The organism is Novosphingobium sp. TK46, assembly GCF_055361525.1.
The window spans coordinates 3,546,065-3,568,833 of the sequence record NZ_CM143963.1 but is presented as its reverse complement, the minus strand read 5'-3'; the positions used below and the strand labels follow the sequence as shown (position 1 = coordinate 3,568,833).

The 22,769-nt window shown below is 61.4% G+C and carries 21 protein-coding genes; 11 read left to right on the top strand and 10 right to left on the bottom strand.

Features of this window, described 5'->3' with window-relative positions; genetic code table 11:
- Positions 1-12: 12 nt before the first annotated feature.
- The 5 genes from metG (at position 13) to mazG (ending at position 4,171) form a co-directional block, all read left to right on the top strand.
- Positions 13-1,578 carry a methionine--tRNA ligase gene (metG, locus tag ACXJ1Z_RS17060; RefSeq protein WP_463778294.1) on the top strand — a complete coding sequence of 522 codons (1,566 nt, stop codon included), beginning with the start codon at positions 13-15 and terminating at the stop codon, positions 1,576-1,578.
- On the top strand, positions 1,578-2,369 hold the full coding sequence (locus ACXJ1Z_RS17055; RefSeq protein ID WP_463778293.1) for a TatD family hydrolase: 792 nt from the start codon (positions 1,578-1,580) through the stop codon (positions 2,367-2,369). The genes metG and ACXJ1Z_RS17055 overlap by 1 nt, the downstream gene beginning before the upstream one ends.
- Positions 2,366-3,145, top strand: coding sequence for an MBL fold metallo-hydrolase (locus ACXJ1Z_RS17050; protein ID WP_463778291.1), 780 nt, complete (start codon positions 2,366-2,368; stop codon positions 3,143-3,145). The genes ACXJ1Z_RS17055 and ACXJ1Z_RS17050 overlap by 4 nt, the downstream gene beginning before the upstream one ends.
- Entirely contained in the window at positions 3,142-3,324 is a 183-nt protein-coding gene (locus tag ACXJ1Z_RS17045; RefSeq protein WP_463778289.1) for a hypothetical protein, read from the top strand. The genes ACXJ1Z_RS17050 and ACXJ1Z_RS17045 overlap by 4 nt, the downstream gene beginning before the upstream one ends.
- A 64-nt stretch (positions 3,325-3,388) precedes the next feature.
- Complete coding sequence (gene mazG, locus ACXJ1Z_RS17040) at positions 3,389-4,171, top strand: nucleoside triphosphate pyrophosphohydrolase (RefSeq protein WP_463778287.1); 783 nt, start codon at positions 3,389-3,391, stop codon at positions 4,169-4,171.
- Here mazG and hflX read toward each other — a convergent pair.
- From hflX to dusB, 7 genes are all read right to left on the bottom strand, one after another.
- On the bottom strand, positions 4,148-5,467 hold the full coding sequence (gene hflX / locus ACXJ1Z_RS17035) for a GTPase HflX (RefSeq protein WP_463778285.1): 1,320 nt from the start codon (positions 5,465-5,467) through the stop codon (positions 4,148-4,150). The two genes, mazG and hflX, sit on opposite strands and share 24 nt — an antisense overlap.
- Positions 5,468-5,510: 43 nt before the next feature.
- Positions 5,511-6,086, bottom strand: a complete 576-nt coding sequence (hfq, locus tag ACXJ1Z_RS17030; RefSeq protein ID WP_463778283.1) for an RNA chaperone Hfq — start codon at positions 6,084-6,086, stop codon at positions 5,511-5,513.
- A gap of 127 nt (positions 6,087-6,213) precedes the next feature.
- Positions 6,214-7,608, bottom strand: coding sequence for a nitrogen assimilation response regulator NtrX (gene ntrX, locus ACXJ1Z_RS17025; protein WP_463778281.1), 1,395 nt, complete (start codon positions 7,606-7,608; stop codon positions 6,214-6,216).
- Between the two features lie 23 nt (positions 7,609-7,631).
- Positions 7,632-9,854, bottom strand: a complete 2,223-nt coding sequence (locus tag ACXJ1Z_RS17020; protein WP_463778279.1) for a sensor histidine kinase — start codon at positions 9,852-9,854, stop codon at positions 7,632-7,634.
- Positions 9,855-9,915: 61 nt separating this feature from the next.
- Complete coding sequence (locus ACXJ1Z_RS17015; RefSeq protein WP_463778277.1) at positions 9,916-11,331, bottom strand: sigma 54-interacting transcriptional regulator; 1,416 nt, start codon at positions 11,329-11,331, stop codon at positions 9,916-9,918.
- Positions 11,328-12,455, bottom strand: coding sequence for a two-component system sensor histidine kinase NtrB (locus ACXJ1Z_RS17010; RefSeq protein ID WP_463778276.1), 1,128 nt, complete (start codon positions 12,453-12,455; stop codon positions 11,328-11,330). Before ACXJ1Z_RS17010 ends, ACXJ1Z_RS17015 begins: the two co-directional genes overlap by 4 nt.
- Entirely contained in the window at positions 12,452-13,468 is a 1,017-nt protein-coding gene (gene dusB, locus ACXJ1Z_RS17005; RefSeq protein ID WP_463778274.1) for a tRNA dihydrouridine synthase DusB, read from the bottom strand. Before dusB ends, ACXJ1Z_RS17010 begins: the two co-directional genes overlap by 4 nt.
- 77 nt (positions 13,469-13,545) lie before the next feature.
- Here dusB and ACXJ1Z_RS17000 point away from each other — a divergent pair, with 77 nt between their 5' ends.
- The 3 genes from ACXJ1Z_RS17000 to ACXJ1Z_RS16990 are packed head-to-tail and all read left to right on the top strand — an operon-like array spanning position 13,546 to position 15,742.
- Positions 13,546-14,697, top strand: a complete 1,152-nt coding sequence (locus ACXJ1Z_RS17000; RefSeq protein ID WP_463778272.1) for a bifunctional 2-C-methyl-D-erythritol 4-phosphate cytidylyltransferase/2-C-methyl-D-erythritol 2,4-cyclodiphosphate synthase — start codon at positions 13,546-13,548, stop codon at positions 14,695-14,697.
- 11 nt (positions 14,698-14,708) lie between these two features.
- Entirely contained in the window at positions 14,709-15,236 is a 528-nt protein-coding gene (locus ACXJ1Z_RS16995) for a hypothetical protein (protein ID WP_463778271.1), read from the top strand.
- A gap of 2 nt (positions 15,237-15,238) precedes the next feature.
- On the top strand, positions 15,239-15,742 hold the full coding sequence (locus tag ACXJ1Z_RS16990; RefSeq protein WP_463778270.1) for a CinA family protein: 504 nt from the start codon (positions 15,239-15,241) through the stop codon (positions 15,740-15,742).
- On the opposite strand, the gene ACXJ1Z_RS16985 is transcribed toward ACXJ1Z_RS16990, so the two are convergent.
- Positions 15,703-16,161 (bottom strand): type II toxin-antitoxin system RatA family toxin, encoded by a 459-nt coding sequence (locus tag ACXJ1Z_RS16985; RefSeq protein ID WP_463778268.1) that lies wholly within the window; start codon positions 16,159-16,161, stop codon positions 15,703-15,705. The genes ACXJ1Z_RS16990 and ACXJ1Z_RS16985 overlap by 40 nt on opposite strands.
- The gene (gene lipA, locus ACXJ1Z_RS16980) at positions 16,162-17,115 is read right to left on the bottom strand and encodes a lipoyl synthase (protein WP_463778266.1); all 954 of its coding nucleotides are present in this window, start codon (positions 17,113-17,115) and stop codon (positions 16,162-16,164) included. It abuts the gene before it with no gap.
- Positions 17,116-17,180: 65 nt separating this feature from the next.
- On the opposite strand from lipA, the gene ACXJ1Z_RS16975 reads away from it, so the two are divergent.
- On the top strand, positions 17,181-17,846 hold the full coding sequence (locus tag ACXJ1Z_RS16975; protein WP_463778265.1) for a carbonic anhydrase: 666 nt from the start codon (positions 17,181-17,183) through the stop codon (positions 17,844-17,846).
- A 71-nt stretch (positions 17,847-17,917) separates the two neighbouring features.
- On the opposite strand, the gene ACXJ1Z_RS16970 is transcribed toward ACXJ1Z_RS16975, so the two are convergent.
- Positions 17,918-19,285, bottom strand: a complete 1,368-nt coding sequence (locus ACXJ1Z_RS16970; protein ID WP_463778264.1) for a hypothetical protein — start codon at positions 19,283-19,285, stop codon at positions 17,918-17,920.
- 307 nt (positions 19,286-19,592) lie between these two features.
- Between ACXJ1Z_RS16970 and gyrA the strand changes: the two genes are divergently transcribed.
- Together gyrA and ACXJ1Z_RS16960 are read left to right on the top strand one after the other, a co-directional pair.
- Positions 19,593-22,406 carry a DNA gyrase subunit A gene (gene gyrA, locus ACXJ1Z_RS16965; RefSeq protein WP_463778262.1) on the top strand — a complete coding sequence of 938 codons (2,814 nt, stop codon included), beginning with the start codon at positions 19,593-19,595 and terminating at the stop codon, positions 22,404-22,406.
- On the top strand, positions 22,403-22,768 hold the full coding sequence (locus ACXJ1Z_RS16960) for a DUF952 domain-containing protein (RefSeq protein ID WP_463778260.1): 366 nt from the start codon (positions 22,403-22,405) through the stop codon (positions 22,766-22,768). The genes gyrA and ACXJ1Z_RS16960 overlap by 4 nt, the downstream gene beginning before the upstream one ends.
- Position 22,769: the final 1 nt, after the last annotated feature.

Below are 22,769 nucleotides of genomic sequence, written 5' to 3'. Positions count from 1 at the left end.
CCGCGACGCCGCATGGCCGAGCCCTATTATATAACCACCGCGATCAGCTACCCCAACGGTCGTCCGCATATCGGGCACGCCTACGAGGCAGTCGCTGCCGATGTGATTGCGCGCCATCGCAAGGCCGAGGGCTTCGATGTGCGATTTCAGACAGGAACTGACGAGCATGGCCTGAAAATGGCGCAGAAGGCTCGTGAGCTCGAGACGACTCCTGCAGCGCTTGCCGCGGAGATGTCAGGCTACTTTCGTGAAATGTGCGATGCGCTTAATGTCGGTTATGACGTCTTCATACGCACGACCGAGCCGCGCCACCATGCCGCGACCCAAGAGCTGTGGCGAAGGATGGAAGCAGCCGGCGACCTCTACCTCGATCGCTATGAAGGCTGGTATTCGATCCGGGATGAAGCCTACTACGACGAAAGTGAGCTTGAGGTTTGCGACAGCGGTGAAAAGCTTTCGCCGCAGGGTACTCCGGTCGAGTGGACGGTAGAGGAAAGCTGGTTTTTCCGGCTGTCGAAGTATCAGGACCGGTTGCTGGACCTCTACCAGAACAGCGACTTCATTCGACCTGAAAGTCGCCGCAATGAGGTGATGCGGTTCGTGGAGGGCGGACTGCGTGATCTCTCTGTTTCGCGGACCAGTTTCGATTGGGGCGTTCCGGTTCCGGGCAGCGATGGTCACGTCATGTATGTGTGGGTAGATGCACTTACCAACTATCTTACCGGCCTCGGCTTTCCCGACGAAGGTGGTGACGTCTCGAGATGGTGGCCTGCCGATCTGCATTTGATCGGCAAGGACATCGTGCGCTTTCACGCCGTCTATTGGCCTGCTTTTTTGATGAGTGCCGCGCTGCCGCTGCCCAAGCAGGTGTTTGGCCACGGATTCCTTCTCAATCGCGGACAAAAGGAATCGAAGTCGCTGGGCAACGTCACCGACCCACTGGCCCTGGCGGATCAGTTTGGCGTGGACACCCTGCGCTACTTCTTCTTGCGCGAGGTCGCTTTCGGACAGGACGGCAGCTATTCCGCTGAAGCCATCGTCACACGCGCGAACGCCGAACTTGCCAATAGTTTCGGTAACTTCGCGCAGCGGACGTTATCGATGATCTACAAGAACATGGGCGGCGTCTTGACCATCGGCCATCAACTCGCCCCGGCGGATGAGGCGCTTGGGGAAGCGGTTGCGCTGGGTATCAAGGACCTGCGGCGTGGTTTTCTGGATTTGAACTTCAGCGATGGCCTGGATGCCTGGATGCGTGCCGTCTTCGCCTGCAATCAATACGTCGACGAGCAGGCGCCTTGGACGTTGCGAAAGACCGATCCACTGCGCATGGAAGCGGTGCTGATGACGCTGCTGAAGTGTGTGCGCCGCCTCGCGATCGCAGTGCGACCGGTGGTTCCAACCGCGATCGACACACTTCTCGACCAGATTGGCATCGCCAAGGATGCTCGGGATTACGCGGCCTTAGCCAAAACCGATTGGATCGAAGCTCTCATCGCACGCGAGTTTCGCATCGATCAACCCGTAGGCGTGTTCCCGCGGCTCGAAGTTCCCGCGACCGATCCGGTAAGTTTCTGATGTTGGTCGATTCTCACTGTCATCTCCAGTATGAAGGCCTTGTCGAAGATCAGGTCGCCGTTCTTACCCGAGCAAGGCAGGCCGGTATCACGGGGTTCCTCAATATCTCGACCCGCCAAAGCGAGTGGAACGCCGTGATCGCGACCGCCAGCCGCGAATCGGACGTTTGGGCAAGTGTCGGGATTCACCCCCACGAAGCCGATGCCCATGCGGATATGGGTGAAGCCGCGCTGCTTGAGGCGGCAGACCATCCGAAAGTCATTGCGATCGGAGAGACGGGGCTCGATTATTATTACGACAAGTCCGATCGTCAGGTGCAGCAGGCCCTGTTCCGCACCCATATCGCCGTAAGCCGCATGACCGGCCTGCCGATCATCATACACACACGCGATGCGGAAGAAGACACGGCAGCCATCATCGAGGACGAGATGGGGAAGGGGGCATTCCCTGCCTTGATCCATTGCTTCACCGCATCGGCAGGTTTCGGCGCACGCATGATCGAACAGGGGCTCACAATCTCGCTGTCCGGCATCGTCACTTTCAAGAACGCAAAGGACTTGCAGGCGTTTGCGGCGACGGTTCCCGAAGATCGGCTGCTCGTAGAAACCGACGCACCGTTTCTGGCCCCTGTCCCCCATCGAGGGCGGACGTGTGAGCCGGCCTATACGGCAGACACCGCCCGCCATGTCGCTCAGCTTCGAGGAACCACTTTCGAAGCTTTGGCGCAAACGACGACAAGAAACTTCTACGCGCTCTTCACCAAGGCCCAGTCGGCCGGAACTGCCACATGAAGGTAACTCTTCTTGGGAGCGGAACGTCGACGGGCGTGCCACGGCTTGGTGGCGAGCAGGGCATCGACTGGGGGCTGTGTGACCCCAAGGAGCCACGCAACCGCCGCAGCCGTGTGGCGATCGTCGTCGAGAACGATGCCGGCAAGCGCCTGCTGGTCGACACGCCACCAGACTTGCGGAGCCAGCTGCTCGATCGCACGATAACACGCATTGATGCTGTGTTCTGGACCCACGATCACGCCGATCACTGCCATGGCCTCGATGATCTGCGCCCCCTGCGATATGGGCGCGGCGGCCCCATTCCCGGCTATGCTGCGTCCGAGACGGTTCACAGGTTGCGCCAGCGCTTCGGTTACGTATTCGCCGGGCAGTTTGGCTATCCGACGATCGTCGGGCTTGATGATCTCAAGAACCTGCGGATTTGCGAGGGTTTTGGTGTGGCAAGCTGCCAAATGCCGCATGGTCCCGCACAATCGACCGCTTATCGCTTTGATTGTGATGGCAAGACTATCGGCTATGCGACTGATTTCAGCGAGATAACCCGGGGCATGGTTGACCTCATGCTCGGCTGTGACATCCTGGTGGTCGACTGCCTGCGCCGCGAACCGCACCCGACTCACGCGCATCTTGGAATGGCTCTTGAACTGGTGGCAGCAGCAGGGGTCGGTCGTGCCGTGCTGACGCACCTGGATAAAAGCATGGATTTTGCCACCTTGAGCAACGAAGTTCCGGACCATGTCATGGTCGGCTACGACGGGCTTGAGGTCATCGCTTGAGCGCAGATCTTGCTGTAGCTCTCGTCGGCATTGCAGCGGCGTTGTTTCTCGCGTTGCGCAGGCTGCGATGGCGCAATTTACCGGCGAAGCAGATGCTTTGGATGGCATTGGTTTGGGTGGTTATCATCATGACGATGATTTTTGCTTTTGCGAACTTTGGCGCGGATGTCCCCCGATAATATCAAGGACCACGCCCTCTATTTAACATAATATATATTATCAATTTTGGATTGGTCCTTTAGGATGGCGCATGTTCAGTTGGATCGCCTGCTCGCAATAATGGCGTTGCTTCGCGATCCGGTGCTCGGTTGCGAATGGGATCGGGCGCAGACATTCGCCTCGATCGCGCCTTATACGATCGAGGAAGCGTACGAGGTAGCTGACGCGATTGACCGTAGCGACTTAGCCGATCTGCGTAGCGAACTTGGCGACCTCCTCCTTCAAGTCGTCTTCCATGCTCGGATCGCTGAAGAGAGCGGTCGTTTTTCCTTCGACGATGTGGCTGCCGCTATCGCCGATAAGCTTGAAAATCGTCATCCTCACATCTTCGGAAGCGATACGTCGGGAAGTTCTCAACCCGAACGCTGGGAGGCGATCAAGGAGAGCGAGCGAGCAACCGCAGGCGCCCAAAGCGCGCTTGATGGCATAGCCCTGGCTCTGCCAGCCTTGATCCGTGCCGAGAAACTTCAGAAGCGTGCCGCGCGCGTCGGCTTCGATTGGCCTGATCCTTCTGGCCCAACAGCCAAGGTGCTGGAGGAAATCGAGGAGCTGGCCCAAGCAACGAACGATGAAGAGCGACTTTTCGAAGCTGGCGATCTTCTGTTCGCGGCCGTAAATGTGGTCCGCGCGCACGGCATAGCGCCCGAGGATGCCCTTCGAGCTGCCAATTCGAAGTTCGATCGCCGGTTTCGATCTATGGAGCGACAGGCAATCCTGTCCGGGAAGGTCTTTGCCGATCTGACACTCGACCAACAAGAAGAGCTCTGGCGCCGAGCGAAAGCATCAGAGGGCAGCGAAGCGGCCTAGTTCGCGTTCGCTAAGCTTGACCTGAAGGCGCACCATCGGGCCACTCTCTCGGTCTTCCTCGACTTGCTCTGATATGATCTTGCCCCGCGCATGAAGGAACGCCAGTCGTTCGCCATCCTGTGCCGGCAGCAGGAAGGTATACAGCTTGGCACCGACAGTAAGATGTTCCCCTATGGCAGCGCGCAGCTTGTCGCAGCCCTCGCCTGTCAGCGCCGATATCATCGCCACACTCTCATCTTCGCGCTCGGTGACGAAAGCCTTGAGGTCGTCGGCTTCCGATCCTTCCAGAAGATCCCATTTGTTCCAGACTTCGAGAATGGGGATCGTGGACTCCCCCCCCTCCTCCGGGATGACGCCGAGATCTTCGAGCACGGCCAGCACCTGGCGTTTTTGCCCCTCGGTTTCGGCACTCGCGATATCGCGAACGTGCAGGATCAGGTCGGCAGCGGTCACCTCCTCAAGCGTCGCACGAAACGCGGCGACAAGCTGCGTCGGCAAATCCGAGATGAAGCCCACCGTGTCAGACAAGATCGCCTTGTCGAGCCCCGGCAATCGGATCGCCCGCATGGTTGGGTCAAGAGTTGCGAACAGCAGGTCCTCGGCCATGACGTCCGCCCCGGTCAGCCGATTGAACAGCGTCGACTTGCCCGCGTTGGTATAGCCGACCAACGCGACGACCGGCCAAGGTGCTTTCTCGCGTCGATCGCGGTGCAAGCCACGCGTTCGTCGGACTTGCTCCAACTCGCGACGGATACGTGCCATCCGGTCTCGGATCAGCCGTCGATCTGCCTCGATCTGGGTTTCGCCTGGGCCGCCCAAGAATCCGAAACCACCGCGCTGCCGTTCGAGATGGGTCCAGCTTCGGACGAGGCGCCCGGCCTGATAATCGAGGTGCGCAAGCTCGACTTGCAAACGCCCTTCGGCAGTTGCTGCCCGTTCGCCGAAAATCTCAAGGATCAGCCCGGTGCGGTCGATGACCTTTCGCTTGAGCTTTTCTTCCAGATTGCGCTGCTGGATCGCCGTCAGCGAGCCATCGACCACCACCAGCTCCGCATGGGACTGCTCGCACGCGGCGCCGATGTTCTGAATCTGTCCTTCACCGAACAGCGTGGCGGCGCGAGGCTCGCGGATAGAAATCGCGAAGGCATCGGCGACCACGAGCCCGATCGCGAGCGCGAGCCCCCTTCCCTCTTCGAGCCGAGCGTCGACATCCTGACTGCGGTTCGTTCGCAGTTGAGGATACACGACGAGCGCTCGGACACCCCGAGAAACTTCGCCCTGCAATTCCTCGTTCAAACGACGTTCCCTGATGCGATCAGGTCAAATTTTGCCATTAAAATCAGTCATCATCCTCATCGTGCGATTGCAGGTCCACCGGCGTTACGGGCTGAATCGTCGAAACCGCATGCTTATATGCCAGCTGTACGTAGCCTTCACGCTCGAGCAGCATACAAAAGAGATCATACGCTGCAATCCGGCCCTGAAGCATGACGCCATTGACCAGGAACATCGTCACCTGCACCCCGGCGCTGCGCACGCTGGACAGAAACACGTCCTGCAGCAGACGCACTTTCTTGGAGCTTTCTGCGCCTAGCCCGAATTGGCGAGCGTCCACCGGCATGCTCGGCATGATCGTGGAAATGGCATGCTTGTACACGAGCTGAGACTGCCCGTCTCGACGCAAGAGTATCGAGAAATTGTCGAACCAAGTGACGATGCCCTGGAGCTTCACGCCCTTGACGAGGAACATGGTGACCGGCGTCTTGTTCTTCCGCAGAAGATTGAGAAACTGGTCCTGAAGGTTCTGGCCCTTGCCGGTAGCGGGCGACGAGGCAGGCACGGGAGCCTCTGCCACAGGCGTTGTAACCGGATCGGCCGCCGGTTTGGGACGGGCCGAAAGCGTTCGTCCACTCATTGCGAGTCTCCTTTTTGTTGGCGGCCGCTTTTACGGTCCACAATCTGGTCGGGTCCTCTGGCCCGGCCGTTAGGCTGCTAGTCTAGTGTTTTGCTGCAGCGCAGTAAACGCGAAAGTTCTGGCGCTACTATCCCTCTTCGCCCTCAAGCTCGGAATCCTTGCGTTCGGACATCCCCAGCAGCTTCAGCTTGCGATGCAAGGCCGAGCGCTCCATGCCGATGAATGACGCAGTGCGGGAGATATTGCCGGAGAACCGCCTTATCTGGACGCGTAGATATTCGCGCTCGAAGCTTTCACGGGCCTCGCGCAGTGGAGCGCTCATCATCACCGAGGCATGCGCATCGCCATCGCCACGGCTGTTGAAGATTTCGGGCGGCAGCATGTCGGCCTCGATCTGCTGCAAGCGATCGCGCGGCGTCATGATCACGGTACGCTCCACGACGTTACGCAATTGGCGAACGTTGCCGGGCCATTCATAAGCTTGCAGCGCAGCCATGGCATCGGCTCCTACTTCGGGTGCATCCACACCCTGCTCGCTGGCGAACCGCGTGAAAAAGTGGTCGATAAGCGGCGGGATATCCTCTCGTCGATCGCGGAGCGCCGGCACGATGACCGGTACAACATTGAGGCGATAGAACAGATCTTCCCTAAAACGTCGTTCCGCGATCTCCTTCTCGAGATCACGCGAGGTCGACGATACCACGCGCACGTCGACCCGGATTTGCCTGGTGCCCCCGACGCGCACGAAGGCCTGGTCGGTGAGCACCCTGAGGATACGAGCCTGAGTCGATAGCGGCATATCGGCTATTTCGTCGAAGTAGAGCGTGCCGCCATCCGCCGCCTCCAGCAAGCCCGGACGAAGCAGGCTGCCTTCCACTTCCTCGCCAAAAAGCTCCTGTTCGAAGCGTTCGGGCGTGATCCGCGCGGAGTTGACGCAGATGAAAGCTTGGTCCGATCGTGCGCTCCAGGAGTGCAGAAGCCTTGCTGCGACCTCCTTCCCGGCGCCCGCCGGCCCGGTTATGAGCAGGCGGCTGCCGGTGTTGGCTACGCGTTTCAGCGTTGCACGCACCTGGTTGATCGCGCTGCTGTTGCCGGTGAACTCCTCGGCATTCGAGAAGTCATGGCGAAGCTGCGCATTTTCGCGACGCAGTCGTTCCGTCTCGGTGGCCCGGGAGACCAGATGGATCAGCTTCTCGGCTTCAAACGGCTTCTCGATGAAGTCGACGGCCCCACGGCTGATCGCCGCGACCGCGGTATCGATGTTTCCGTGACCGGAGAAGATGATGACCGGCAACTCGGGCTCTCTGGCCTTGATCGCGTCCAGCACTTCCAGGCCATCCATCGCGCTTCCGTGCAGCCATACGTCAAGAAGCACAAGCGATGGCCTGCGCGTATCGAGCGCTGCCAGTGCGCTGTCGCTATCGCCAGCGGTACGGCATTCATAGCCTTCGTCGCTCAGCACGCCGGCAACCAGTTCGCGGATGTCTCGTTCGTCGTCGACGATCAGGATATCGATGGGCATCGCGTCTTGTTCATCCTGCTGTTCTATTCGGCCGCTTCGAAGTTGCGGCCATGGGCGAGAGGATCTGCGGCGAACCGCATGGTTACTGTGGTGCCACCGCCTTGCGCAGGCATGAACGCCATTTCGCCGCCATGCTCTTCGACGATCTTGTTGACGATGGCGAGGCCGAGGCCGGTCCCTTTCTCGCGCGTGGTGACATAGGGTTCGATGATGCGGTCACGGTCCTGCGGCAGACCGATACCATTGTCGGTTATGCGGACCAGCAGAGCGTTATCCTGTGCCTCGATGCATACTGCTACCTTGCCGACGTAGCCATCGCCCGCGTCCTTGATCTTGGCTTCGATCGCTTCGACCGCGTTCTTGAGAACATTGGTCATGGCCTGACCGAACTGGTGGCGGTCGCAGGCGATGGTGCGCACATCGCCCTTGCTGTCGAATTCGAACGCTATGTCGGGACGCGCGACTTCTTGCAGGAACAATGCCTGGCGTGTGAGCTCGATGGGATCTTCGGGCCGGAAGATCGGCTTGGGCAGGCGCGCGAACGAGGAGAACTCGTCCACCATCTTGCGCAGTTCGCCGACCTGGCGAATGATCGTGCGGGTCAGATCCTCGAACAGTTCGGGATCCTGGGTGATCTGCTTGCGGTAACGCCGGCTGAGCCGTTCCGTCGCCAACTGGATCGGCGTCAGGGGGTTCTTGATTTCGTGGGCGATACGGCGGGCGACGTCGGACCAGGCTGCCTGACGTTGATCCAGCAGCTGACGGGTGATGTCCTCGAAGGTGATGACCTGCCCGGTCGCGTCGCGCGCGACCTTGACCGCGAGTGTCAGCAACTCGCCATTCTTGTTGTATTGCACCACGCCGCTCGGCTTGCCGCTGTCGACCATCGTGGCGATCTGTGGCGCGATCTCACTCAACGGCAAGCCGACCGGCCCCGGAATCGCGCGCTCCAGAAGCAGCTTGTGCGCAGTACTGTTCATCAGCTTGACCGAGCCGGCATCATCGATCGAGATGATCCCCGATGTAACAGATTCGAGCACGGCTTCGATGAATGCGCGGCGTTCCTGAAGCTGCACGTTCGCGCCCAGCAGCGCCTGGGTCTGCTTCTCGATCTGCGCGGTCATTCGGTTGAAGGCGCGGTTCAGCAAGCCCATCTCGTCGGCTCCGGTGCGGCCCTCGACGCGGAGGGAGAAGTTGCCGCTACCGACCCTGCGCGCCGCGTCCACCAACTCGTACAGTGGTTTTACCTGGCGATCGGCAAAGCGAAGGGCGAACCATACCGAGAGGCCGACGAGCGCCAGCGACGCAATGAATAGGGCGACGTTGAAGCGTAACTGGTAAAGCCGCGCCCTGCTCGTCAGCATTTCATAGCCACGGACGATGTTTTCGGCCCGCTGGCCTTGGCTGAAGGCGAGTAGATCCGAACTTCGCGACGTGTAGAGATAGATGCCGGTCGCACGATCGATTGGGGTCAACGCCACGATCCGGTTGGCGCTCGCCTGTACTACGAAGGGCTCGCCCGCATCGATCTTGCTGACCATTGCCGGCTTGATCGCAGCGGCCTCGTTGTCTCCGGTCGGGTCGACGATGGCCGCTACCCGCAGCTGATTGCCCCCCACCTTCTGGAGGATGGCCGACTCGTCAAGCTTGCGCGTACGGACCTGATAGGACAGGAACTCGGGAAATCCGGCGGCGGCGATTGACTCCTGGGTCAAATAGCCCCGCAAGTCGCTCGCCATGGCCAACGATTCCTGACTGACATCACGCTGGGCCTGTTCGTAGTAGCCGCGCGCCAGCTTGTTGGCATTCTCCAAAAGACCGCGTGAATTGTCCGAGAACCAGAACTCCACGCCCGATTGGAAGAGGTACGAGGCGAAGACCACCACCAGCAATGTCGGCACCGCCGCGATGACGGAGAATATAAACACCAGCCGGACATGCATCTGGCCGTTGCCGCCAATCGTCTGAGCCGCCCGGCGCAGCGCCATCCAGCGACCCAAAAGGACCAGCAGCGCCAGCGCCGGAACCAGCGTGCCAACCAGCAGCGTTGCGGTCATGTTCGACGACAGGAACTCGCCGCCGCTGCCGTTCGTGAACAAAGCCACGAACGTGACGGTCGTCATGACGAGGAAGGCGATGACCGAAACGACTACCATCACGCCGAACAGGTTCGCTCGTCGCGCTGCGATCTGCGAGCGGCGCCACCATCGTGGCCAAACGCGCCTGGGTTGCGGAAGGGTGCTCATCGTTGCATCTCTACAACACCGGGTGTGTCAGTTTTGCAAGGGAAATTCCACGACATGCGGCTCAAATACTACGAGTGTAATGCTCCGGATTGAGGCCAAGGTCGACGATCCGCTTCCGCAAGGTGTTCCTGTTGATGCCGAGCGCCTGCGCAGCGCGAAGTTGATTGCCACCCATCTCGCGTAGCAGCTGGGTGAAAAGTGGCCGTTCGAATGCTGCCAGCGCCGTTTCGTATATCGCGCCTGCGCTGGGCCGCTCGCTTGCGAGCCACTGGCTGACGGCGCCATCCAGCCCCGGGGTCTTGTCCGCCGCCAGTTCGCACTCGGCTGTCGCTGCAGGTAGCAACGGGACGATGCTGTCGATGTCGATCGTTTCCTCACGGGCAAGCAGTGCGAGCCGGTAGATGAAATTCTTGAGTTCCCGCACGTTGCCTCGCCATGGCTGGGCGCTCAGCATCTGTGCGGCACGCGCGGTCAACTGCCGTCGCGGCAGGCCTTCTGCCATTGCCAGCTGCAGAAAATGCCGTGCCAGCGCTTCGACATCGTCCGATCGCTCGCGCAAGGGCGGCATCGTTATGGGTACGACATTCAGGCGATAATAGAGATCTTCGCGGAACAGGCCGGCCGCGATCAGCGGTTGAAGATCCTTGTTGGTCGCAGCGACGATGCGAGCGTCAAAGCGGACTTCCTCGCGCCCACCGACGCGGCGAACGGAGCCCGATTGCAAGGCTCGCAACAGGCGCGTCTGGGCTTGCATCGGCATATCGCCGATCTCGTCCAGAAACAGTGTTCCCCCAGCGGCTTGCTCGAACTTGCCGACATGCCGCGCGACCGCGCCGGTGAACGCGCCCTTTTCATGACCGAACAGCTCGCTTTCGATCAATTCCGCCGGGATGGCCGCCGTATTGACCGCGATGAACGGTCCGGCACGACGATGGCCAAGCTGATGGATCGCCTCGGCTACCAATTCCTTCCCGGTCCCGGATTCGCCTAGGATCAGCACGGTCAGATCGTTGCGCAGCACACGGGTGATCATTCGATAGACGGCCTGCATTGCGGTGCTGCGCCCCACCAGCGGAAGGCTGCTCTCCACGGCATCCTGGCCGGTTTCGATGACGCCGTCATTCGACCCGACCGCCTGCCGGATGGTTCGGGCCAGTTCATCGATATCGAATGGCTTGGGGAAGTATTCAAAAGCGCCGGTGTCGGCCGCACGTACTGCGGTATCAAGGGTGTTTTGTGCCGACAGGATGACGATCGGCATCTGCGCATGAAGGCGCTGAACCTCGTCAAGCGTGTCGATCCCATCGCCATCAGGAAGCATGACATCGGTAACGAGGGCGGCGAAGCGACGTGCTTGAAGCCAGCGATTGCGCTCAGCGATCGTCTCGCAGTGGATCACCGAAAGACCTTCCGCCTCAAGCGCGGCGGTAATGACGAGCGCGATGGAGGCATCGTCCTCGACCAGCAAGATGGTCATGTTGCGGCCTTCGTCTTGGTCGATCCGCGCAGGCGGATTTCCCGGGCAAGCGGCAGGTGGACGCGAAAGTGCGTCCAGCCTTCCGTCTCGTCGCGCTCGTGGCTGATGCGGCCGCTCATGTCGCGCACCAGCTTGCGCACCAACGGCAGGCCCAGCCCCTGACCTGACTTCTTGGTGGTGACGAATGGCTCGAAGATATGGTCGCGCATCGCGCCCGGCACGCCTGGACCATTGTCGCTAACGCGCAATTCGATCGGCAGTCGTACGGAACGCCCTGAGTCGGTTGCGTGCAACTGCAGACCACTGGCGAACCGCGTACGGATGATGACCCGCCCCGTCGAGTGATCGCCACAAGCCTCACGCGCATTCGACAAGAGATTCATCATGACCTGGACCAGCCCGTCCGGACTGCCAAGAACCGCCGGGAGTGAGGGATCGAACTCCTCCTCGATCCGGGGTGCCTTGCTGGCGGGATCGGCCACGCGCAGCACGTCGATGGCCCGGCGGGCGGCTTCGTGCAGGTTGCATGGTTCGATGTTCGGCACCGTCTTGCGGCTCAACCGCTGCATGCGATCGATCAGCGTGGCGATGCGATCCACTTCCGAGGTGATAAGCTCGGTCAAAGCCAGATCTTTCTCATCGATCCGGCGGGCCAGCAACTGCGCCGCACCGCGTATTCCGGCCAAGGGATTCTTGATCTCGTGAGCCATGATCTCGGGTCCGCGCAGCACCGCATTGTCGGCACCGCCAGAGTCAGCTCCAAAAGCATCGGTGGGCGTGTTGTCGTGGATCGTCAGCAGTTGCCAGCCGGGCCAATCGCCCACCGGCGTCACATTGATGTCGATACGTCGGGTACCCCGATCCTTGATGCCGACCATAATGTCGCGCGCGGAAACCGGCGTCTCGACATCATCGATACGATCGAGCAGCCGCGAGTCGGCGAGCGTCAATATGGTTTCCAGACGACGACCGGTAAGCCGTCGCAGGCTTTGACCAAGGAACTGCTCGGCCGCTGGATTGGCAGACGCCACCGTCTGGCCGGGTTCGAGCAACAGTACCGCATGGGGCAGGCTTGCCAGCTGCCGATGCGCCTCGGGGATTGCGGCGCGTTCCGCGTGGCTCATGCCGCCTGGCGCTGCCGCCAAGGCTCGTAGAAATCGCTCAGGGTGCGTAGCACTTCTTCGGGATCGTCGATGAAATTGACCCGGTTACGCATCTCGGCCGATCCCGGCAGACCTTTGGTGTACCAGCCAAGATGCTTTCTGGCCATTTTCACGCCGGTTTCGCGGCCATAAAGCGACAGCATGTCGCGATAATGCTCGACCATCAACTCGAACTGGGCCCCGATCGACGGAGCGGCGATCTCGCCGCCCGTACGCCACCAGTGCATTACCTGGCTCAGGAACCAAGGGCGGCCATACGCGCCCCGTCCGATCATCACGCCGTCGGCGCCCGATTGATCGAGCGCGATGGCGGCATCCGCGATGGCGCAGATATCGCCGTTGACCAGAACAGGTACCGTGACCGCCTCCTTGACCCGGCGTACGAAGCTCCAGTCAGCCTCACCTTTATACATCTGATTTCGCGTTCGGCCATGAACCGTGATCATCTTTGCGCCCAGATCCTGCGCGATACGTGCCAATTCAGGAGCATTGAGGCTGTCGTGACACCATCCCATCCGCATCTTGACGGTGACCGGAACGTCCACCGCCTTGACCGTCGCCTCGATCAAAGAGGCCGCCAGCTTCAAATCGCGCATCAGCGCCGAGCCGGCCTCGCCGTTTACGACCTTGCGAACCGGACAGCCCATGTTGATGTCGATGATCGCGGCGCCACGGTCGGCGGAAAACCTCGCGGCTTCGGCCATTTGCGCCGGATCGCAACCGACTAGTTGCATGGACACGGGCTCTTCGGATAGATCCCATTGCGCTTTTTGGACCGACTGCCGGGTCTCGCGAATAGCAGCCGGACTTGCGATCATCTCGGTGACGTTCAAGCCGGAACCGAAGCGCCGGACCAGTTTGCGAAATGGCAGATCGGTCACCCCGGTCATCGGCGCCAGCACGACCGGGCACGCGATCTCCACCGCGCCTATGCGGATGGGCGTCATGGTTGGTGGCTTGGGTAGATCGGTCATGGTCGGAAAGGCTGCCTAAAAAACAGGCAGTGCATAGTGGATTGCCCGAGGGCCAGCAAGCGATTACCGGCAGCGCGATGCCCGATGATCGTCCCTCGCCGCCTACCGCCGCCATCGTCGTCGCTGCCGGGCAAGGTCTGCGGGCCGGACAGTCTCTGCGCAAACAATTCGCATTGTGGCGGGGCAAGCCCGTGGTGCGGCATTCCGTCGAAGCCTTGCTGGGAAATGGCGTGTCCCCCATCGTCGTCGTGATACCGGTTGATGCCGAAGGCATCGCGGTGAAAGCCCTTGCCGGGTTATCCGGCGATATCCGTTTCGTGACGGGCGGATCGACCCGCCAGCAATCGGTTTGCAATGGGCTTGGCACGTTGGAGGCAGACGCGCCAACGTACGTCCTGATCCACGATGCCGCTCGCCCGACGCTTCCGGCAGCCGTCATCGCCAGGCTTCGTGAACGGCTTGCCGATTGCAGCGGGGCGATCCCGGTTCTGCCGGTGGTCGATAGTCTCGCTTCGGATGAGAATAGTATGATGGGCCCTTCGACCTCACGCGAAACGCTGCGTCGCGTGCAGACACCGCAAGCCTTCCGATATCGCGACATCCTTGCCGCCCATCGCATCTGGGATGGTGAGCCAACCGCGGGCGATGATGCGCAGGTCGCTCAGGCAGCCGGGCTCGCCGTCGCTCTCGTCGAAGGAGATGAGGCATTGCACAAGCTGACCTACGCTGCCGATTTCTCCGTGGATCGGCCTCCGGTCCGGGTCGGTTCGGGCTACGACGTCCATCGTCTTGGCGACGGTGAGGAGCTATGGCTTTGCGGTGTCCGGGTGCCTCACGATCAAGGCCTGGTGGGACATAGCGATGCCGACGTCGCCATCCACGCGTTGGTCGACGCCCTGTTGGGAGCGTTGGGCGAAGGCGATATCGGGCAACACTTCCCGCCCTCCGATGCCCGCTGGCGTGGGGCGTCGTCCGACCGCTTTCTGGCACACGCGGCAGGTCTCGTCGCACAAGCCGGATATCGGCTGGGCAATGCGGACGTGACGATCATCTGCGAAGCACCGAAGATCGGCCCGCATCGCGAAGCAATGCGCGATCGGCTGGCGGCGATCCTCGGCGTTGACAAGCGCCTTGTGAGCGTCAAGGCAACGACCACCGAAAGGCTGGGTTTCACCGGCCGGGGTGAGGGTATCGCCGCTCAGGCGATGGCCAGCCTCATCAAAGATTGAAGGTCACGACGATGCGTTTACCTGCGATCCTTTGCGCTGCCATGCTCGTTATCGCGCCAGGTGTCGCGCAGGCGGCCCAGCAGTGCCTCACCCCGCAAGAGGCGTCCTCGCTTGCTGCCTACGCGTTGCCGGCCGCCATCAGCGGCACCACCAAGCGATGCGCACCCTCGCTGACGCCATCGTCGTTCCTGCGACGCGGGGGGTCTGAACTGGCCAGCCGCTATTCGGCACGAAAGACGCAGAACTGGCCCGCCGCGAAAGCCGCATTTTTCAAGATCGGTGGTGGTTCGAAGGACGAGAGCAGCGCCATCCTCAAGACCCTGCCCGATCCATCGTTGCAGCAGATGTTGGATGCCATCATCGAAGGCATGGTCGCCCAGGAAATCCCGGTCGAAAAGTGCGGCCAGATCGATCGTATCGTCGGCCTACTGGCGCCCTTGCCTGCCGAAAATACCGCAGACCTGATCGCCGTCGTTCTTGGCATCGCCGGTAAATCCGGCAAGGCGCAAAGCGACAAGTTTTCGATTTGCAAGACCTGATCATGGCCTCCGCAATCCTGCCGGAAGACATCATCGCACTTGCACGCCGTGTAGTGGCCGAGAACATCGCAGCGAAGCGCAAGGTCGCCGTAGCGGAAAGCTGCACCGGCGGCCTGGTCTGCGCCGCCCTGACCGAGATCGCAGGCTCATCAGCGGTACTCGATCGCGGATTCGTGACCTATTCGAACGAGGCCAAGCAGCAAATGCTTGGCGTGTCGGACGACATACTCGACGCCTTCGGCGCGGTATCGCCGGCAACCGCGTGGGCGATGGCCCAAGGTGCGATCAAGCATAGCATCGCCGATGTCGCCGTCGCGATCAGCGGTATTGCCGGCCCCGACGGGGGCAGCGATCTAAAGCCTGTCGGAACCGTCGTGTTCGCCTGCGCGCATCGCAGCCAGGAAATCGAGTCGATCAATGCCGAGCAGCGGTTGCTGGACGGAGCCGATCGCAGCGAGATCAGACGTCAGGCAACGCTGATAGCGCTGGAGTTGTTGCTGCCATAGAGCGCCGCTGCACGTTCTTCGAACGCAGAGACCATCTTGCGGAATGCCCGATCGAAATACTGACCGGCGATCTTCTCGAACAACGGGTTGCGAAACGCAAAGTCGACCGCGAAATCGATTTCGCAACCGCCCTCGACATCTCGGAAGCGCCAGGCATTGTCGAGATCGCGCAGGGGTCCGTCGATGTACGTGACGCGCAGTTCGTCAGGTCGCTTCTTCACGACGCGGGAGGTGAATTTCTCCTTGAGCGCCTTGAAGCCCACAAGCATGTCAGCGACCATTTCAGTGTCGCTGTCGGTTCGGATCCGGGTCGCGATGACCCATGGCAGGAATTCCGGGTAACGATCGACGTCCGCGACCAGATCGAACATCTGGGCGGCGGTGTAGGGCATGGCCCGTGTCTCGCGAATTCCGGGCATTCAGCGGCTCTCCGCCAGCGCACGCTTTGCAAGCTGCGCTTCTCGCGTCGCGCGCATCTCGGCAAAATCCTTACCCGCGTGATAGCTCGATCGCGTCAAAGGGGACGAGGCGACCTGCAGGAACCCCTTGGCCCTGGCGATCGCACCATATGCGGCGAACGCTTGCGGCGTGACGAACTCCATCACTTCGGTATGTTTTGGCGTCGGGCGAAGATATTGGCCCATGGTCAGGAAATCGATATCGGCACAGCGCATGTCATCCATGACCTGATGGATCTCCAGACGCTGTTCACCAAGCCCCAGCATAACGCCCGATTTGGTGAAGATGGACGGATCGTGCCGCTTCACCTCTTCGAGCAGGCGCAGCGAGGCGTAATAGCGCGCGCCCGGGCGGATGGTCGGGTAAAGCCGCGGTACCGTCTCGAGATTATGGTTGTAGACATCCGGGCGGGCAGACACGATCGCTTCCACCGCGCGACGCATCTTTCCGCGAAAGTCAGGAGTCAGGATCTCGATCGTCGTGGCCGGCGTGTTGCGGCGCAATTCCTCGATCACCTTCACGAACTGCGATGCGCCGCCGTCGGGCAGGTCGTCACGATCGACCGAGGTGATGACGATATGCTCCAGGCCGAGCTTGGCCGCGGCCTCCGCCACATGCGCCGGCTCGTCGGCATCGACTCGTCCGGGCATACCCGTCTTGACGTTGCAGAACGCGCAGGCCCGCGTGCAGGTGTCGCCCAGGATCATCACCGTCGCGTGTTTCTTGGTCCAGCACTCCCCGATGTTCGGGCAAGCCGCCTCCTCGCAAACCGTATTCAGCTTGAGGTCGCGCATCAATTGCCGCGTCTCTCCATACCCTTTCGAGGTCGGAGCTTTGACACGGATCCATTCTGGCTTGCGCGCGCGGGCGGAGCTGTCGGGGGCAGCGGTCGGAGCAGATGAGAGATCGTTCATGAATGCCCAGATAGTCGCATGCGCCGGGGCTTGCCAGTGGCAAAGTCCCTAGCCATGTAAGCGCCATGACAGCCTCAGCAACAGACTCGCCGAGCACTGCGCTCGATACTCTCATCGCCGGGTACCAGCGGTTTCGCGAAACCGGATGGACGCCGCACCGGGAACGCTGGTCGGCGCTGGGTGAGGGTCAGCAACCTGAAGTGATGGTCATCGCCTGCTCGGACAGTCGCGTCGACCCCGCGCAGATCTTCGACGTGGCACCGGGTCAGATCTTCGTGGTCAGGAACGTCGCCGCGCTGGTGCCGCCATTCGAGACGACGCCCGGCCACCACGGAGTCTCCGCCGCACTCGAATTCGCGGTGCAGGTCCTCAAGGTCAAAGAGATCGTCGTCATGGGCCATGGGCTTTGCGGCGGCTGCAAGGCCGCGCTGACTCAGTCGCTGAACGGCACCGAGCCGGGTGACGGCGGTTTCGTCGCCGATTGGATCTCATTGCTCGATGAGGCCCGCGAGCCGATTGCCGAAAGCCTGGGGACTGAAGGTCGTGAGGCGGAGATGGCGATGGAACTGGCGGCGGTGCGAGTGAGCCTCGACAACTTGATGACGTTCCCGGGCATCAGCAGCAAGGTCGCCGATGGTAACCTCCGGTTGCGTGGTGCCTTTTTCGCGATTTCCGATGGTCTGCTGCATGTCCTCGACGACACGACGGACGAGTTCAAGCCCCTATCCTGATCAAGCTTGCGAGCTTAAACAATAGGACGCCGGTCTCCCGGCGCCCTATTTCATGGTCGGCTTCTGGCGGGTCAGTTGGCTGCAGGCGCAGCCGGGCTCGCCTTCGACTTTACATAGGCCAACCACATCTTCGCCACCGGCACGCGTGCCGGGGTGGTGACTTGAGCGAAAGTGCTCTGAGCGTCGGCGTACTTGCCCTGATCGGACTGAGCGATGCCGAGGCGGGTCAGGACGCGATCCTTGTCGGCGACGGGTGCCTTTGCCAGCGCCAGCTTGTAGAGCTCCTCCGCCTTGGCAGGCTGCTCGTAGCTGAGGAACGCATCGGCGGCACCGTTGATGGTGGCGAACGTTGCCGATCCGGCCCGAGCGTCCTTTTCATAGGATGGCAGCGCGGCGCGATCAGCGCTCACCCGCCCTTGCGCAAGGCTCTTGTACTCGGCAACGTCGGCTGCGGACACCTTACCCGACGATACGCCCTGATCGATGATCTTGAGGGTCTCACCCGGCAGACGGCGTGGATCGGCGTCCTGCACGTAGGACAAATAGTCGCCGCGCGTCGACAGCGTGCCGGTACGGGCCATCAGGCGTGCGAGATCCAGATCTTCCTGCGCACCGGGCCGGTTGAGTGCCCGGGTTACCTGAAACGCACTCTTCCAGCTCTCGGGGCCGGGATAGTATTCCACGAGCTGCGCGGAAAGATCGTTGGCCTGGGCAACCTGCTTGCCGTCATAGGCGGACTGCAAGGCGGTACGCAGCGCGCTTTCGCTCGGTTTGCCACCACCCGCCTTCGCCTTGGCGATCTCGTCCGTCGACATCTGCAGGGCGGCACCGGGATTGTTCGTCCGCTTGTACGAGTCGGCCAGAACCTTGTCGATCATGCCCTGCTGATCGCGATATCCACCGTCATAGGCTGGCTTGATGTACTTGATGGCGCCGGCGTAATCCTGCGACTGATACGCGGTTACGCCTGCCAGCCACTGCAATTGACCCAGCGTATCCGGCTTTGCGGCGCCACTGTCGATCATCATGACCAGGCCCTTGTGCTGCTGAGCGGTATCGTTCTTCAGCACGCCGATATTCCGGGTGAGTTCGCCAGCCTTGAGCTTGTCGAGCGGAGTCGATGCGGCGGCCGCGGCGGCCGCCAGCTTGGCATCCGCGCCGCCCAGCGCGCTATCGACCTCGGTGGCTGCAGCTGCGCGTGCCGCAGGATCTTTCGCCGCTTGAGCCTTGTCGCTCGCGGACTTGACCGCTGGATTGGTGGACGCGGAACTTACCGCCTTGTCCAGTTCTGCCGCTGCCGCACTGAAATCCTTTGAAAAGGATCCTGCGGCGGCATCCTTCTTCGCCGCGAAGGCGGGTGCTGGCGCCATCGCGGCGACCACCCCCGACGATATGGCAGCAGCCAAAGCAAGACGTGAAATCAGGAACTTGCGAGCCATACAGGCGAACTCCTCTCAATCATCCGCGATACCACCGCAATCCTTGGGCGGCATTCGCGTAGAATAAAAACCGATGCATACATGGCTACCAACATCTGCCGTGGCAATCGTGGGGTGGAGCTAGAATGCGGTCGGTGAACGCGGATTGAATGTAAATTGTTGCCTGGGTGGTCGGTCCGGGTGGTTTGGGTGTGGAAAATACCGCCCGCGTCGCCAGCCTGGATCCGGCATGACTGGCAATCGTCGCTTGCATCGCCTAGGGCAGGCGTTCGCCTATTCCCGCCAACAGTGAAACGATAAGTAGCGCGTGAGCGACGACACCGACATTCTCGATACGCAGGGTCCTTCCGGCGAATACACCCGCGTCGACATCGTCGACGAGATGAAGAACAGCTATCTCGATTACGCGATGAGCGTGATCGTGGCACGCGCCCTGCCCGACGTGCGCGATGGCCTCAAGCCGGTCCATCGCCGTATCCTGTACGCAAGCCAGGAAGGCGGCTTCGTCGCCGGGCGACCTTATCGCAAGTCGGCCAAGATCGTCGGCGACGTGATGGGCAACTATCACCCGCACGGCGATAGCTCGATCTACGATGCGCTTGCCCGCATGACCCAAGATTGGTCGATGCGCGTTCCCTTGGTCGATGGCCAAGGGAACTTCGGATCGATGGATCCCGATCCGCCGGCGTCGATGCGATACACCGAGGCGCGGCTTGCCCGGATCGCGAACTTCCTGCTCGACGATCTCGACAAGGATACCGTCAATTTCCAGGACAACTACGACGGTTCCCGCCAGGAGCCGCAGGTCCTGCCCGCGCGCTTTCCAAATCTGCTGGTCAATGGCGCCGGCGGTATCGCGGTCGGCATGGCGACCAATATCCCGCCGCACAATTTGGGCGAAGTCATCGATGGCTGCCTCGCCTTCATCGAGAATCCGGCGATCAGCGCCGAGGAACTGTTCGAGATCATCCCCGGTCCGGATTTTCCCACCGCACCGCTGATCCTGGGCAAGGCCGGAGCGCGCGCCGCATACCTGACCGGGCGCGGCTCGATCATCATGCGCTGCCGCTACGAGATCGAGGATGGCCGTGGTTCGAATCGCGGCGCGCGCTCGATCGTGCTTACCTCGATTCCCTTCCAGGTCGGCAAGTCGGGTCTCGTCGAAAAGATCGCCGATGCCGCCAAGGAAAAGCGGATCGAGGGCATTTCCGACATCCGTGACGAATCCAACCGCCTCGGCGTGCGCATGGTGCTAGACCTGAAGCGGGATGCGACGCCCGAGGTCGTGCTCAATCAGTTGTGGCGCCACACGCCCGCGCAGTCGAGCTTCCCGGCCAACATGCTTGCGATCCGGGGCGGCCGGCCGGAAACGCTCAGCCTGCGGGACATCATCCAGGCGTTCATCCAGTTCCGCGAAGAGGTCATTACCCGCCGCACCAAGTTCGAGCTGAACAAGGCGCGTGACCGTGCTCACATCTTGCTCGGCCTGGTGGTGGCGGTGTCCAACATGGATGAGGTCGTCAAGATCATCCGTGGCGCGCCGAACCCCAGCGAGGCCCGGGCGCGCTTGATGGCCAGGGAGTGGCCGATCGGCGACATCGCGCCGTATATCCGTCTGGTCGAGGCGATCGAGCCGAACGCCGAGCAAGAGGGCGGCACCTACCGTCTGTCCGAAGCTCAGGTGCGCGCGATCCTCGACCTGCGGCTGCATCGCCTGACGGCCCTTGGCCGGGACGAGATCGGTGACGAACTCAAGGAACTCGCGCTCAAGATTGCGGAGTTTTTGGCGATCCTGGGTGATCGCGTGAAGCTTTACGAGGTCATGCGTGAGGAACTGGTCGCGGTTCGCGCCTTTGCCACGCCGCGCCTTTCCGAGATCGTTGCCGCTGCCGATGGCATCGACGACGAGGATCTGATCGAGCGGGATGACATGGTCGTCACCGTGACGATGGACGGCTACATCAAGCGTACCCCCCTCTCCACCTTCCGCGCGCAAAATCGCGGCGGCAAGGGTCGCGCCGGAATGGCGACCAAGGACGAGGACGTCGTCTCCGAGATGTTCGTCACCTCGACGCACAATCCGGTGCTCTTCTTCTCGACGTCGGGGAAGGTCTATCGCCTCAAGGTATGGCGCCTGCCCGAAGGCGGCCCGACCACGCGCGGTCGGCCCATCGTCAATCTGCTGCCCGCACTGGACAAGGACGAGACGATCGCCACCGTCCTGCCGCTGCCCGAGGACGAAGGAACCTGGGGCGCACTGCACGTCGTATTCGCCACGGCCAAAGGCAATGTGCGCCGTAACTCCATGGATTCATTTGCGAACGTGCCTACCAATGGCAAGTTCGCGATGCGGTTCGAGGATGAGTCCGCGGATCGCCTGATCGGCGTCGCCCTGTTGGGTCCCGAAGACGACGTGCTGCTCGCGACCCGGCTCGGCAGGGCGATCCGCTTTGCCGGAGATGATGTGCGCGAGTTCCAGAGCCGTACGTCTACCGGTGTGCGTGGCATGACGCTCAAGCCGGGCGACGAAGTGGTATCCTTGTCGATCCTGCATCGCATCGGCAGCAGCGCCGAGGAGCGCGAAACCTACTTGCGTTACGCTCCCTGGAAAGCCGAGCGCGAGGGTGAGCATGATCTGGATGCCGATCGCTTTGCGGAGCTCTCCCTTGGCGAGCAGTTCATCCTGACCGTATGCGCCAACGGTTATGGCAAGATGTCGTCCGCTTACGAGTACCGCCGCACCGGACGGGGCGGCCAGGGTATCACCAACATCGATAACATCGGTCGCAATGGGCCGGTGGTCGCCAGTTTTGCCGCGACCAAGGCCGATCAACTGATGCTGGTTACCGACCAGGCCAAGCTGATCCGCATCGGCCTCGACAGCCTGCGCGTGATTGGGCGTGGCAGCGCCGGCGTAAAGCTGTTCGACGTATCGGCCAACGAGCATGTCGTCAGCGCTGTTCGTATCGATGAGACCGCCGAACCGGAAAACGAAGCCGAAGCTGCAATCGTAGAAGAAATGATCGCCCGCAATGCGGACCAGGTCGACATCGCGACAACCATCGACCGGGATGATCTGGATATCAACGACGAAGACAATCCGGAGGGCGACGACGTATGAGCGCGCAGAGTGGCGCGACGCCGCTGATCGCCTACAAGGTGCTCACCGCAGAGCAGATGGCGGACTTGCAAGGCAGGGGAACTTTTGCGGGATCGCCCATCGATGTGAAGGATGGCTTCATCCATCTCTCAACGGCAGACCAATTGGATGAAACCGTCATCAAGCACTTCGCAAAGCAGGATAATCTTCATCTTGCCGCCATCGATCTGGAAGCTTTGAAGGATGCGGTGAAGTGGGAGCCATCTCGCGGTGGTGCGCTGTTCCCGCACATTTACGCAGAACTGCCATTGGCGGCGGTCATCGCCTATGGTCCGCTGGAACGCGATGCGCACGGCAAGGTAAGCCTGCCGGTCACCGGCTGAC

Excerpts from the sequence above, each read along its gene's own strand:
- ACXJ1Z_RS17020 (WP_463778279.1), bottom strand. The coding sequence starts at position 9,854 with ATGAGCACCCTTCCGCAACCCAGGCGCGTTTGGCCACGATGGTGGCGC.
- metG (WP_463778294.1), top strand. The coding sequence starts at position 13 with ATGGCCGAGCCCTATTATATAACCACCGCGATCAGCTACCCCAACGGT.
- ACXJ1Z_RS16970 (WP_463778264.1), bottom strand. The coding sequence starts at position 19,285 with ATGGCTCGCAAGTTCCTGATTTCACGTCTTGCTTTGGCTGCTGCCATA.
- ACXJ1Z_RS16960 (WP_463778260.1), top strand. The coding sequence starts at position 22,403 with ATGAGCGCGCAGAGTGGCGCGACGCCGCTGATCGCCTACAAGGTGCTC.
- ACXJ1Z_RS16995 (WP_463778271.1), top strand. The coding sequence starts at position 14,709 with ATGCGTTTACCTGCGATCCTTTGCGCTGCCATGCTCGTTATCGCGCCA.
- ACXJ1Z_RS16985 (WP_463778268.1), bottom strand. The coding sequence starts at position 16,161 with ATGCCCGGAATTCGCGAGACACGGGCCATGCCCTACACCGCCGCCCAG.
- mazG (WP_463778287.1), top strand. The coding sequence starts at position 3,389 with ATGGCGCATGTTCAGTTGGATCGCCTGCTCGCAATAATGGCGTTGCTT.
- dusB (WP_463778274.1), bottom strand. The coding sequence starts at position 13,468 with ATGACCGATCTACCCAAGCCACCAACCATGACGCCCATCCGCATAGGC.
- ACXJ1Z_RS17050 (WP_463778291.1), top strand. The coding sequence starts at position 2,366 with ATGAAGGTAACTCTTCTTGGGAGCGGAACGTCGACGGGCGTGCCACGG.
- ACXJ1Z_RS16990 (WP_463778270.1), top strand. The coding sequence starts at position 15,239 with ATGGCCTCCGCAATCCTGCCGGAAGACATCATCGCACTTGCACGCCGT.
- ntrX (WP_463778281.1), bottom strand. The coding sequence starts at position 7,608 with ATGCCCATCGATATCCTGATCGTCGACGACGAACGAGACATCCGCGAA.
- ACXJ1Z_RS17055 (WP_463778293.1), top strand. The coding sequence starts at position 1,578 with ATGTTGGTCGATTCTCACTGTCATCTCCAGTATGAAGGCCTTGTCGAA.
- ACXJ1Z_RS17010 (WP_463778276.1), bottom strand. The coding sequence starts at position 12,455 with ATGAGCCACGCGGAACGCGCCGCAATCCCCGAGGCGCATCGGCAGCTG.
- ACXJ1Z_RS17015 (WP_463778277.1), bottom strand. The coding sequence starts at position 11,331 with ATGACCATCTTGCTGGTCGAGGACGATGCCTCCATCGCGCTCGTCATT.
- hfq (WP_463778283.1), bottom strand. The coding sequence starts at position 6,086 with ATGAGTGGACGAACGCTTTCGGCCCGTCCCAAACCGGCGGCCGATCCG.
- lipA (WP_463778266.1), bottom strand. The coding sequence starts at position 17,115 with ATGAACGATCTCTCATCTGCTCCGACCGCTGCCCCCGACAGCTCCGCC.
- ACXJ1Z_RS16975 (WP_463778265.1), top strand. The coding sequence starts at position 17,181 with ATGACAGCCTCAGCAACAGACTCGCCGAGCACTGCGCTCGATACTCTC.
- ACXJ1Z_RS17000 (WP_463778272.1), top strand. The coding sequence starts at position 13,546 with ATGCCCGATGATCGTCCCTCGCCGCCTACCGCCGCCATCGTCGTCGCT.